Source organism: Candidatus Villigracilis sp., from assembly GCF_057083605.1.
This window is the reverse complement of record NZ_JBXMTI010000115.1, coordinates 69238-81929: the sequence shown is the minus strand read 5'-3', so window position 1 is coordinate 81929 and position 12692 is coordinate 69238. Positions and strand designations below refer to the sequence as shown.

General features: G+C 49.9%; 12 protein-coding genes. 6 read left to right on the top strand and 6 right to left on the bottom strand.

Translation table 11 applies throughout. The features are described from left to right. Positions 1–131 (bottom strand): helix-turn-helix domain-containing protein (locus AC14M5_RS17460; RefSeq protein WP_484030978.1); only part of this gene is annotated, 131 nt, incomplete at its 3' end. Between the two features lie 81 nt (positions 132–212). Here AC14M5_RS17460 and AC14M5_RS17455 point away from each other — a divergent pair. Then, on the top strand, positions 213–935 hold the full coding sequence (locus AC14M5_RS17455) for a tetratricopeptide repeat protein (protein WP_484030976.1): 723 nt from the start codon (positions 213–215) through the stop codon (positions 933–935). Positions 936–1210: 275 nt separating this feature from the next. Further along, positions 1211–1471, top strand: a complete 261-nt coding sequence (locus AC14M5_RS17450) for a hypothetical protein (protein ID WP_484030975.1) — start codon at positions 1211–1213, stop codon at positions 1469–1471. A gap of 64 nt (positions 1472–1535) precedes the next feature. On the opposite strand, the gene AC14M5_RS17445 is transcribed toward AC14M5_RS17450, so the two are convergent. Beyond that, entirely contained in the window at positions 1536–3473 is a 1938-nt protein-coding gene (locus AC14M5_RS17445; protein WP_484030974.1) for a gluzincin family metallopeptidase, read from the bottom strand. A gap of 319 nt (positions 3474–3792) precedes the next feature. Further along, the gene (locus tag AC14M5_RS17440) at positions 3793–4671 is read right to left on the bottom strand and encodes a hypothetical protein (RefSeq protein ID WP_484030973.1); all 879 of its coding nucleotides are present in this window, start codon (positions 4669–4671) and stop codon (positions 3793–3795) included. A gap of 186 nt (positions 4672–4857) precedes the next feature. On the opposite strand from AC14M5_RS17440, the gene AC14M5_RS17435 reads away from it, so the two are divergent. The 4 genes from AC14M5_RS17435 to AC14M5_RS17420 all read left to right on the top strand — a co-directional run bounded on the left by AC14M5_RS17435 (position 4858) and on the right by AC14M5_RS17420 (position 9374). Further along, positions 4858–6942 carry an acetate--CoA ligase family protein gene (locus AC14M5_RS17435; protein WP_484030972.1) on the top strand — a complete coding sequence of 695 codons (2085 nt, stop codon included), beginning with the start codon at positions 4858–4860 and terminating at the stop codon, positions 6940–6942. A 56-nt stretch (positions 6943–6998) separates the two neighbouring features. Continuing rightward, the gene (locus AC14M5_RS17430; protein WP_484030971.1) at positions 6999–7214 is read left to right on the top strand and encodes a dodecin family protein; all 216 of its coding nucleotides are present in this window, start codon (positions 6999–7001) and stop codon (positions 7212–7214) included. A gap of 276 nt (positions 7215–7490) precedes the next feature. Then, positions 7491–8303 (top strand): serine hydrolase, encoded by an 813-nt coding sequence (locus AC14M5_RS17425; protein WP_484030970.1) that lies wholly within the window; start codon positions 7491–7493, stop codon positions 8301–8303. Positions 8304–8474: 171 nt separating this feature from the next. Continuing rightward, positions 8475–9374, top strand: coding sequence for an MOSC domain-containing protein (locus tag AC14M5_RS17420; RefSeq protein WP_484030969.1), 900 nt, complete (start codon positions 8475–8477; stop codon positions 9372–9374). A gap of 75 nt (positions 9375–9449) precedes the next feature. Here the strand turns inward: AC14M5_RS17420 and AC14M5_RS17415 are convergent, their stop codons facing one another. From AC14M5_RS17415 to AC14M5_RS17405, 3 genes are all read right to left on the bottom strand, one after another. Continuing rightward, positions 9450–10430, bottom strand: a complete 981-nt coding sequence (locus AC14M5_RS17415) for a D-cysteine desulfhydrase family protein (protein WP_484030968.1) — start codon at positions 10428–10430, stop codon at positions 9450–9452. A gap of 87 nt (positions 10431–10517) precedes the next feature. Continuing rightward, the gene (locus tag AC14M5_RS17410; protein ID WP_484030967.1) at positions 10518–11687 is read right to left on the bottom strand and encodes a lipid II:glycine glycyltransferase FemX; all 1170 of its coding nucleotides are present in this window, start codon (positions 11685–11687) and stop codon (positions 10518–10520) included. Beyond that, positions 11687–12676 (bottom strand): lipid II:glycine glycyltransferase FemX, encoded by a 990-nt coding sequence (locus AC14M5_RS17405; protein WP_484030966.1) that lies wholly within the window; start codon positions 12674–12676, stop codon positions 11687–11689. The genes AC14M5_RS17410 and AC14M5_RS17405 overlap by 1 nt, the downstream gene beginning before the upstream one ends. Positions 12677–12692: the final 16 nt, after the last annotated feature.

The following is a 12692-nucleotide window of genomic DNA, read 5'->3' as shown; positions in this document are numbered from 1 at the left end:
GGACAATACCGATCGATCCACCGATCGACCCAGGGGCGGGATCGCTCGAGTTTCCGGGCGATCTCACTCTTCTTCCAGCCTTGCAGATGCAGGGCAACGGCTCGTTTGCGAAGCGTAATCTCGGTCTTCATCGTTCCACCTCCTAGCTCTTCCACCAGAAGGTGTAACATATGTCATTGCAGTTTTTGGCGTTAGAACTGTAACGGATCACATTGCAGTTTTTTTGTAACGGATGTCATTGCAGTTCACAACAGGCATTAGTCATTGTTCGTGAGATTGGTGACCGCCGAAGCGAATCAATCAATCTTGAAAATAAAAGTCGAACTTGGTTAAGTATTGGTGAATATCAGAAAGCCCAAGAAAGTTATCAGCAAGCCATTAATATTGCGGATGAAATTTCATATTCGCAAACACAAAACTTCGCACGTTGGGGGTTAGCACAGGCTTATCTTTTCCAAAATGATTTGGTCAATGCCCGCGCCACCATCGAAGCCGCACTTCAATATAATGTGCCAGAAAATAACCACAATGCAAGCGCCGTGCACGGTATCATCGTCTTGCGGCAAGGGGAAAGGGAAACTGCGCAGGAGGCTTTTGCCAAGTCTATTGCGCAGGCGGATGAAATCCTTGCCAAGACGCCCGATTATTACTCCGCGCTGGATGCGAAGGGGCTTTCGATTTGTGGATTGTTGATTTGCGATTTACGATTGAAGATTGATGGTAGAGGCGACCCGTCTAGGCAGACCGAGACACCCGATGAATCAAGGCGGGGCGCCCCTACGGTGAACGACGCCATTGAAACCTTCAAGAAGGCTCGAAAGATTGCGCCACATGCAGGAGTGATCAAGTCCGTGCTGAGGTTGTTCGATGAGTTGGTGAAATGTGAAGGTGGGGAGATTTTGAAAGACGTGAGGAAGGCGGTGGAGGGGTCTTGACCCCCATCCCGGCCTTCCCCCAAATCAAAAACGGATTTGGGGGAAGGGGAATTTGCTATTTTTATGAAAATTTTAATTTCTTGGCAACTTGAGTTCTTTCTCCCCCAATTGTGATCTTCAATTGGGGGACATCGTACCCGAAGCGTAGCGAGTGGTAGATGTCCGAAGGACAGAGGGGGGTCGATACTCGGAGTCTTTCCACCAGTACCTCAGCACGATACACGCATCCAATCCCGCGAATATAATCCCATAAAATCTTTCGACGGAGGTACAGCATGACATCTCAGGAGCAACAGGAAATCTATGGGCTTAGGCAGCGCATCAACAGGCTGGAGGTGCAGATCGAGCAGGTTTATAAGCATCTGGGAATCACTTATGTGGAAGACCTGCGCGCAAGCGACGATCCGCAAGTGGTGGCGGCATTGAGGTCAAACAATATGATAGAAGCCGTCAAGCTCTATCGCGAAAAGAATAACACAGGGCTGTCAGAATCCAAGATCGCTGTGGATGAGATGAGGTCGAGGCTGGGGCTGTAATTAATCACCAACAATCACGTAGGGGCGCAACAGTGCTGCGCCCCTAACAACATAAACGAATTCGTTATTTGACATCAACCTTATAAAAAGCAGGGATGGATGTATATCGAGTCTGCCCGATGACAAAGACCACCAAGCGTTTCATTTCATTGAAATTAAGATCTAATTTCCCTGTTCCATCTGCAATGGAAATATCGTGTACAGTGATCGAGCCATCATCATGTTCCTCCACCGCGCGGAGATGCCAGATCTGGGGCACGTGATTCTGGGTCAACACGAATCCGCCCGAGCTCCAGCCTGATGCGCTTCCTTCCGCATCATCGCTCCAATTGATCTCAGGGATCGAAATATCATCTATCGCAAAACCGAAATTATTCACCACAAGATCGTTCTGCATCGCAAACCTCAGCAGAATTTTTTCTCCCGCAAATTTGCTCAGATCTGCTGTCTCCTCGATCCATACCGCATCCTTGCCACCGCCGCTGATGCCTGAGAATCCATTCCCCAGGTTTTGGTCATTCGGGTCTGTCTCGCGGCTGGAAGTGGCAGGCAGTATCATCCAATGCTCCCCGTTATCCGTTGAGACTAGCAAGTAGGCATAATCCCAATCTTCTTCGATGTCGTACCATGCCCAATATTTCAGCGTTGCCTTCGATACAGATGAAAGATCGACTTCGCGGGTCAATGTGCCAAAGGTCGAGTCATATCGATTCGACCACCAGAAGTTTTCTCCGCTATGCGCCTCGGTGGGGATAAGTTTTATTCTCTGATCGCCTGTGAAAGTGAGCGTGGCCTGGCCCTTTCCACTAAAGGTCATAATGTTCACGCCGCCGTATTGCTCCACACTTCCCTGATAAACAGCAGGCAATGAAGTGAACTCATAGCGGGGTGTCATCTCAGGCAGGATCGGAAATTGATAAGCGAATTGGCCATCATCCAGCGCAGGGTCGTTGAAGAACGCGGCAGTCATGGCATCTGCATAAAGTTCGTCCGTGCTTCGTGGTGAATTATGTTCCGCCAGAGTCTGGTCAACGCTCGCAAGTCCGTTCACGGGGTTGGCTACCAGATCCTTGATGAACTCCTCCCCCACCTGCTCGTAAAGATAATCAAGATAAAGATACGACTGCCCATAATCCTGCGGCTTGCTGCTCCAATACCACAAAGATTGGTCGGGCTTCAATAAATAATCAGCCACCGAGTTATAGCCGCGCATCCCCGCCACCTGCTGGGCCAACATGCTCAACCCCTCATTCATCCAGCCTTCCTCGTTCGGGTCCACTCTCTTATGGATCATATGCTGGAACTCATGCGCCAGGACTTCCTTATAGTAATCGCTGGCAATGCCCGATGACCATATATTCGAGATGAAGAAATATTGACCTTGATTGGAATGCGCTTCCGCCTCCGCCGGTAGCTGGTCGGCCTGACCAAAATATCCGCCCACCTTCCCGACCGTATCCGAATGAATGACAAATAGCCGCAGGTCTCCATCCAGCCCTGGCGACTCTTCAAATCCAAACACAGCCCTTACGCGTTCATAGGATGTATCGAAACTCTCACCCGCCACCGCCCAATCTTCATCTGTTGCAATCTCACCAGTCGCGTTGATAGCTTGGGATTTCACATCCTGCCAGAAATAAGCATGTTTGGATATTGCCATGAGTTCGGCTGTGATGCGCGTGAACTGCTGGGCATTGCTATCATGAGTCCAAAATTCGCGGGTATCTCCAACTTCATAAGTTGCCAGTGGCTGGCTGGGTGGCGTGGGTAAAGTAGTTGGGTCAAGCCCCTGGATAGTCTCTGCCAAATTGATGCGGTCTGCAGGGACAGTATCGATTTCGGTCAACGAGGCGTACATCTCGATATCAGCCTGTGTAACTGGGTCAGTGGATATCGTCTCAAAGTCAGGCTCAGATGCTGTTGTAACCTGTCCGCCAAATGTACAGCCTGCAAGCAGAACAAAGGCAAACAAAAATAAGGGTAGGAGGAATTTGCGCGGCATGAATACTCCCTTCTTATATGGTGTCACATAGTTTACTAAATCATGGGTATAGTATTTACTTGTAATTTCAATCGAAAAGTTTACTAATTTAACCTAAGTTGCTAACTCGAAATAGAAGAAACGTGTCACCCTGAGGGAGCGTGTTTTTCCGCGACTGAAGGGTCTGCGTTCGTGATCTCAGAGATGCTTCGGGCGAAGAGCGCCCTCAGCATGACACAACGAGAGTATGGTAGCAACTTAGGTTATTTATGAGACAAGCGATAAAAACATAAACACCCCGCCTTATACAAGGCGGGGATCTTGGATCAGATAAAGTTTATTACGCTTTGGATTGGGGGCGTCGCATGAACATCCATGCGGCTGCGGCTGCAACAACGAGCAGAAGAACTACGATAATGAGGGTGGTATTGTCCTGAGCAGGCTCTGTCGTAACGACGAGGGCTTCAGCCGCAGCAGAGGCTTGGGCAGCTGCATCAGCCGCCGCCTGGGCATGAGCCGCAGCTTCCGCTGAAGCAGAGGCGGCAGCAGAAACATTTCCAGCCGCATTAGCTTCAGCCGCAGCGGAGGCAGCTGCAGACGCAGCCGCGGAGGCCTCGGCTGCCGCAGCGGCAGGGGCTAGGGCATCCGCATTGGCAGAAGCAGCCGCATAGCTGTAGGCTTCAGCCGCGGCAGAGGCAGCCGCAGACGCAGAAGCATGAGCAGCAGCTTCGGCAGTCGCACTAGCCGCTGCTTGATAATTTGCTGAGGCATCAGCCGATGCAGCCGCTTCAGCCGCGGCAGAGGCAGCCGCAGACGCTTCAGCCGCAGCATCGGCATAGAACATAGCCTGCGCGGCAGCCTCAGAATTGGCAGATGCATTTGCAGATAAGGCGGCAAGAGCTTGAGCCGAGGCACTGGCTTCAACTGCGGCGGAAGCTGCGGCAGAAGCAGCAGCGGAAGCCGTGGCAGAAGCGGCAGCAGAAGCAGCCGCATCAGTCTTTGCTGAAGCAGCAGCTGCCGCATCTGCCGCAGAATTGGCTGAAGCTGCTGCGCTCAACGCTGCCGAAGCGGAGGCGGAAACATTGGCCGCGGCCTGTGCAAATGCTGCGGCATCAGCAGGTGCCATTCCAGCGGAGCCAGAAAGGCCTGCGCTGCCCGAGCAAGCGCCAAGAGCCAGCAACAAAACAAGAGACAAAGTAACCAGAATTTTCTTAGACATCGTAATTCTCCTCTATACTAATGATGGTCTTCCTGAAGGTAATCACAGTATATCATTTCAGAAAGTGGATTAAATATCCATTAAGTTAGTGGAAGGAAAAGAGCCAAAAAGGTTGTAGGTCTTTGGTACTAGTATTCGTGACTTTCGACAATTTATATCCATACCCGTTTGTGGTTTAATCTTTCTATGGACTCATCCCTCACCCCCTTCTTTCAACCTAAAGGCGTCGTCGTCATAGGCGCGTCAACATCCCCCGAAAAACTTGGCTACGGCGTGGCGCGCAACCTCATTCAAAGCGGATATCAAGGCGCAATCCATTTCCTGAGTCAAAAAGGCGGCGAGTTATTCGGGCGTCCGTTATATACAAACTTGAGTGACGTGCCCGATCCCGTTGACCTTGCGATTCTCATCGTCCCAACCCAGGCCACGCCACAGACAATTGAAGATTGTGCAAAGCGCGGCATCAAAGCCGCCATCATCGTCTCTGCGGGCTTTCGTGAAGTAGGCGTGGAGGGCGCAGCGCTTGAAAAACAATGTGTGGATATTGCACGCAAGCACGGCGTTCGCTTGCTTGGGCCTAATTGCATTGGCACACTCGAGACACATCTCCCGCTTGACACAACCTTTCTCCAGCCGCCCATGCCAACGCAGGGCGGCATTGGTTTCATTTCACATTCGGGCGCATTTGCGGCGGCTATCATTGATTGGGCGCGCGGGCAGGGCTTCGGTTTTTCGCAGATCGTCAGCCTTGGCAACCAGGCGGATGTCAACGAGACGGATGTGCTGCCCGAGGTTGCAAAGGATGAGCATACCAGCGTCATCGTGCTTTACATGGAAAGCGTTTCAGATGGAAAAAAATTTGTTCAAACTGCCAGTGAAGTAACCAAACGCAAACCTGTCATTGCGTTGAAAGTCGGTCGCTTTGAATCAGGGCAAAAAGCTGCGGCATCCCATACAGGTGCACTGGCTGGCTCCGAAGCGGCGTTCGATGCGGCTTTTGAGAAGGCTGGCATTCTTCGCGCCGACACCGCCGAGCAAATGTTTGATTGGGCGCGAGCTTTGGAGAATTGTCCACTTCCGCGCGGGAAACGCATGGCGATATTAACCAATGCAGGCGGACCGGGCGTCATCGCCGCCGATTCTCTCGAAACGAATGGTCTGCTTCTGTCTCAATTGACAGAGTCCACGCTGAAAGCTTTGGCTACCTACCTGCCAGCTTCGGCAAGTATCTATAATCCCGTAGATATGCTCGCCTCCGCATCTCCCGAAGCCTACGCTACTTGTTTGAAACTTTTATTACAGGATGAAAATGTGGATGGTGTAATGGTGATTCTCCCTCCGCCGCCCATGTTCAAGGCAGAAGAGGTCGCTGAAAAAATTGTTGAAACTTTGGAGTCAAGCAGCAAGCTGTCCGATTCCAGAAAGCCTGTTGTAATTGCGTTGATGGGGTCAACCTTAGTTGAAGAAGCCAGAAAAGCGTTTCAGCGTGCAAGCATTCCAACTTATCCATTTCCTGAACGTGCAGCATCGGCGCTGGCGGTATTGGCAAAACGCGCAATCGGACTGCAAAGTCTGGAGGCCTTGCAGTTGGAAAATAAATACTCAAAAGTCAGGAGACTTTTGAGTCCAGATACCCTTGACGAACTTCTCATCGAGTATGGGATTCCAACTACTCCCATCAAACTTGCGCACGATGAAAATGAAGCTATCGCTATTGCCAACGAACTCGGCTTCCCTGTTGTGATGAAGATCGCATCACCTGATATTCTGCATAAATCAGATGTGGGTGGTGTCATGCTTAACATTAAAGACACCGCATCTCTCAAAAGTGGCTACGCGCAGACGATGAAACGAGTCAAAGCTTTAATTCCAAGAGTACGGATCGAGGGTGTGCATCTGCAACGTCAAATCTCTGAGGGACAGGAAGTCATCGTTGGCATGGTGCGCGATCTACAATTTGGGCCGTTGATGATGTTCGGCTCAGGCGGCGTTGAGGTGGAAGGACTCAGGGATGTGGCATTTGCCCTAGCACCGCTGAATCAGGCCGAGGCGGAGTCTATGATGCGTAAAACGTGGGCTGGGAAAAAGTTAAAAGGCTTTCGCAACATCCCACCCGTTGACGAGGAGTCTGTCATCGATGCCTTGATCAAATTATCGCACCTCGCAATGGACAATGAAAATATCGAAGAGATCGAGATCAATCCATTGCGCGTGTTAAGCAAAGGCGCTTTTGCTTTGGATGTAAGAATTAAGAATATTGTATTGCCGTGAAAAATATTGTATAGTGATTTAGCAATAATAAACCAGCGCTATAAAAGGAGAGAACAATGGCAGAAAGCGTTTATAAAGTAATCGAGTTGATTGGCAGCAGTCCTGAATCCTGGGAAAAGGCCGCAGCTGCGGCTGTCGAACGCGCATCGCAATCCTTGCGGGAGTTGCGTGTTGCTGAAGTCGTCGAAATGGACATGGTTTTGGAAGACGGCAAAGTGACGATGTATCGCACCAAGTTGAAAGTATCTTTCAAATACGAAGGCAGCGGATAAACTCTCCGCTGTGATGGACAGAGGGATAGCAATAATATAAACAAATCATCCTACTGAAGAATGAATTGACTACAAGTCATTTCAAAAGTATTGTGTTGCTCTGAGGGAGCGCACTTTGCGACCGACACTGCGCCGCACTGCGTTTGTTGCAGTGCGGTGAGAGTCTCTTGCTGTGGAAGCTGAGATCCTCACCGCACTGGCGCGTGGCGCAAGTGTCGCTCCGTTCAGGATGACATTTTTAAGATATAGCCACAGGGGTTTGTTACAATTGCGCGTATGACTCAACTCGAATCGTTTATCTCCCAGTTCAAAGACAAGTCCATTGGCATTGCAGTGTACGACCTGCAAACGCAGCAAGAGATTCTCGTCAATGCGGATGAGATGATGCACCCTGCCAGCACCATGAAAGTGCCTGTGATGATGGAGGTGTTCCGCCAGGCGCAGGCGGGGTTACTTTCATTGGATGAGAAGTTGGAAATTTACAACTCGTTCACAAGCATTGTGGATGGCAGTGAATTCCTGCTTGACCCCGCTGATGATTCTGAACTAACATTCTATTCGCGCGTCGGCGAGCAGGAAACCATCCGCGAATTAAATCGCTTAATGATCGTGCGCTCCAGCAATCTCGCTACCAACATTTTGATGGACAAGGTCAGCACTCAACGCGTGGATGCTTTCATAAAAGAACTGGGAATCAAAGATATCAACATCATCCGTGAGATCGAGGATAACAAGGCATATCGATTAAATATCAACAACACATGCAGTGCACACGGACTCACACAAATGATGAGACTCATCGCGGAAGGAAAGGTTATATCAAAAGAAGCCTCTGATGAAATGATCCAGATTATGCTCGGACAGGAGTTTAACGAAAGTATTCCCGCACTTCTGCCCACATCGGCGAAGGTAGCACACAAAACAGGCTGGACGGGTTCATTCTTTCATGACACTGGCATTGTCCTTCCGCCCAACCGCAAGCCGTATGCTATTACGCTTCTAACACACGGCTTCCCTGAAGTTGAAGAAGACAAAGCACATGCCTGCATGGCGCAAATTTCAAAAATTATTTACGAAGAAATTGTTTAGTAAGTGTCAGAAAAGTAGGGACACAGCGAGTCGATTCATAATTTTGATCATCAATCGTTTCGCTGTGTCCCTACAAATCCGTATCTAAAATTGAGTTTTCAGACACTCTCATAGAAGACTGTTGACGATAGACCACAGCCCATATCATCCATCGTGCTACAAAGGATTTTCATGATTACTGTTTCCACCCTCACCTACTACCCCATCAAAGCCTGCCGCGGATTCGATGTGCAAACTTCCAACGTTGAACGTATGGGTCTTGAGAATGACCGCCGTATGATGGTGGTTACGCCTGAAGGGAAATTCCTCACGCAGCGTGAATATCCTAAACTTGCGCTTATCACCCCCACGCTTCGACACTTCGACAGGCTCAGCGCAACACTGCGTTCGGGCGAAGAACATGCCCTCGCTCCGCTCACACCGTCCCGACGCACTTTCGGGAGCGCGAAGGAAATGGAAAATGATTTGGTTACGCTTTCCGCGCCCAATTTTGATTCGATTCAATTTGGAATTCAGAAGTCAGGCGCTACGTTCCCTGTCAGCATTTGGAAGAGCATAGGCGTGCAAGCCGTGGATCAGGGCGAAGAATCCGCGCAATGGTTATCAGACTGGCTTGGTATATCAGCCCGCCTCGTTCACATCGCCGATGGATTTCAACGCAAGTTGAATCAAGATTATGCCATCAACGCCGATGACCACACTGGATTTGCAGACGGCTACCCGATCCTGATCATCTCTGAAGCCTCGCTTCAAGACTTAAACTCGAGGTTGGATACCCCTCTCCCGATGAATCGATTCCGCCCGAACCTGGTTGTCAAGAACTGTGAGCCCTTCGCAGAAGACTCATGGAAGCGCATCAAGATTGGCGAGGTTGAAATGGCGCTCGTCAAACCGTGCGCACGCTGCCTGGTAACGACGATTGATAAACAGACTCTGGAGAAAAGCAAAGAGCCGCTTAAGACTCTGGCGACCTTTCGCAGGCGTAAGTCAGGCGTGATCTTTGGAATGAATGTCATTCCGTTGAATGAAGGCAGGCTTGAGGTTGGGATGAGTGTGGAGATTTTGGAATAAAAACGAAGGCAAGTAGACAGGTAAACAGGTAAACATGTAGATATATGATGGTTACCTGTTTACGTACTTACCTGTTTACCTAATTACATCCCCCGAATACTTATCTGCAAACAAGGCGGGCTGACCGCCTGTATGCCAGAACAGCACCGTTTCTTCCCTTTTGAAAAATCCCTTGCGAATCAAGTCGATCATCCCAGCGGCGGCGCGGCCAGTGTAGACGGGATCGAGCAATAGGCCTTCGTTGCTGGCAAACAAATGGATCGCCTCGCGCTCCCCTTCCCCAAAGACTCCATAGCCCGCCTGACAATAATCTTCGGTTGCAAGCACATCGTTGCGGGTGAAGTTGATTCTTTCGCCAAGTTTTTCGCTGGCTTGTGAGGCCAATTCGGAAACGTGGGATTTCAATTCTTCTTCAGGCTCATCAATGCTGATGCCAAGAATCTTGCCTTTGAAACCAAACACCCGCTGGCCCAAAACGAGTCCCGCATGTGTGCCGCCTGAGGATGTGCCGAAGACGATCCAGTCAAGACTTCCGAAGTCTGCAAGTTGCTTCATCAATTCTTCAATCGCAAATGCATATGCGATCGCACCCGTGGCGCTTGACCCACCATACGGCACAAGATAAGGCTTCTTCCCGGCGGCTACGGCTTTATCAAATGTATCTTGTAAAGTTTGGTCACGAAAGGCACGGTCTTCGACGGTGATAATTTCCGCACCGAAGAGTTGGTCTAGCAGAAAATTTGCAGATGGTTGTTTGGGTTTCTCACCCGTCAATACCAGGGTACAGTCAAAACCATAACGAGCGGCGGCGGCGGCAGTCTGACGGCAGTGATTAGACTGCATCGCGCCGCCTGAGATTAACAAGTCCGCGCCCTGCTCTTTCGCCTCGGCAATGAGAAATTCCAGTTTGCGGGTTTTATTCCCGCCGAAAGCCAGCCCTGTCTGGTCGTCGCGCTTAACAAGAAGGCGCGGTCCACCAAGGGCTTTAGAAAGATTTGGTAATTCTTCGATGGGTGTGGGAAGATGGGCAAAGTTTAGTCTTGCAATAGTTTTCATCAAAAGGCTCCTTGTTCTTGCAATCCGTAATCCGTGATTCGTAAGAACCGTCCAAAGGCAATGCAATTACGAGTTACGCATCACGCTTCACGCACTCAACCCCTGCTTCGTTCTTTGCTTTCCGCGCAAGCGCATCACATCCAACAGGCGCGGCATGATGTCAGAATACAACGCGTACCAGAGTTTGTTCGGTGCAAAATCATACGCACCAAGCGTCCGCACCACTTCACCGCCCAAGCCTTCCTTGAAGCGGTATACACCCCACATTGAATCACTCTCATCAAAGACTTCTGGCGCGCCCCACAGATCGTAGGCCGTGCATCCATTTAACTTTGCGTGCTTCATCGCTTCCCACTGTAAAAGATAAGTTGGCATCTTTTCACGGTGCGCATTGCGCGACATGCCGTAAATATAATATCCACGGCCCGCGAACATGAACAGGAAAATTGCAGCGACGGGTTCACCGTCAACTTCCGCTATCAATGGGATACAGGTTGGAAGGTTGGAAAGTTTGAACGTTTCAATGTTAGACATGAACAACTTCCAGATTGTCATGTAGTAGTCTTCATTTCGAATCACGAAGCCGTCGCGCACGGATGTTTCTGCGTACATTCTGTAAAGCGCAGGCAAGTCATCCGCTGTGCCAATGCGCACCGTCACACCTTTTTTCGATGCGAGGCGAACGTTGTAGCGCGTCTTCGGTTTCATGCGCATGAGGATTTCATCTTCAGAAGCAGTCAAATCCACGAGGATGGAATTCCTGAACTGGATCTGATCTGACGAATATACCCAGCCTCTGCGCTTCAGATCGGACATCACTGCCTGCCCACTGTTTTCTGTAACATCTTCCTCGCTGTGAGGGACTCCGCGTCCGAGCACGACATCGGGGTCAAGTTTCAAGAAGATCGCACCCTGTTTTCTCGCGAAGGATTGCAAGTCATTCAGCACGCGAGTCCGCAGGGGTTCGTTGTTCCAGTCCATCAAAGGGCCTTTGGGAGCATAGAGGATGGATAAGCGGGCGGCGAAACCTTGTGAGAGGATTTGGCGTTTAAGAATTAATGCTGCGGCGAGACAGTGATCGGTAATCAGTGATAAGTGATCAGTAGTTTGAGAGACGATGAACTTTCCGTCATCTGTCCAAACAGCGTAATACGGAATCCAGCCATACTTCGCCTTCACCTGTCCCCATTCGTAGGTTTGGAGAAAATGCGGATTGGGAAGTGAAGAAATGATCTGATTCCAATTCTGGCTGGTCACTATTCTCTATTTCCTATTAACTTCAGATATGCCCAATACAACAGCGGACTGTACACTTTGTCCACTGCTTGTGCGGCGCGTTTCACTTCACCGCCGAAGCCGCGCTTGAAACGGTAGACTCCCCACAGTCCATCGTGGCGGGATTCGAATTGGGATTCGAGGGTTTCTTCATTCTCGTCAGGGACGCCCCACAGGTCGTACTCGTCACAACCGCGCGCTTTTGCCCAGCGGATGGCTTCCCACTGCAAGAGGTACGTTGGCATTCGGTTGCGTTCCTGATCGTTCGATGCGCCGTAGACATACCATGCACGTTTGCCATTCGCAAAGACCATCAGCGAAGCGAGGGGTTTGCCTTCGAATTCAGCAACAAGCAATTCGCATGTTCCTTTCGGATGGAAGAGCTCATAAGCACGTTGATAATATTCTTTTGAATGTACGCCGAATTTATCGCGCCCGCCTGTGACGGTCAGCATTTCGTGGAAAGCGGAGATATCGTCCCATGCGCGAACAGTCACGCCCTTTTTCTCAGCAAGGCGAATGTTATAGCGGCATTTTGGTTTCATACGCGCCAGGATTTGCTCTTCGCTATCTTTAATATCAATGATGATGGTGCGTGGAGGCTGGATGTTATGAGTGGAAAGTTTGAAAGTTGAAAGTTGAAAGTTGAATTCATTAAGCCAGGCATCAGGTTCAACTTTCAGGAAGACCGCGTGATTCTTTTTGCAAACAGAATCAACCTCTTTCCAAAACTGATCGCTAACTGCTGATTGCTCAAAGCTAAAAACTGGTTTCGGCATGTAGCCGAGAGTCAAACCAAAAGGTAGGCGGCGGAAGAGAATCTGCGCACCAACTTCGTTGTTAAGAACGAGGCGTACGGGTTTCCATCCAAAGTTATTTTTTAATTCGCCCCATTCGCCCATCTGCAATAAATGTGCGTTGGGATGATTCTCTAAAAAAATATTCCATTCGATGAGGGAAACTATAGTCATAAGAAAACGTTTAACG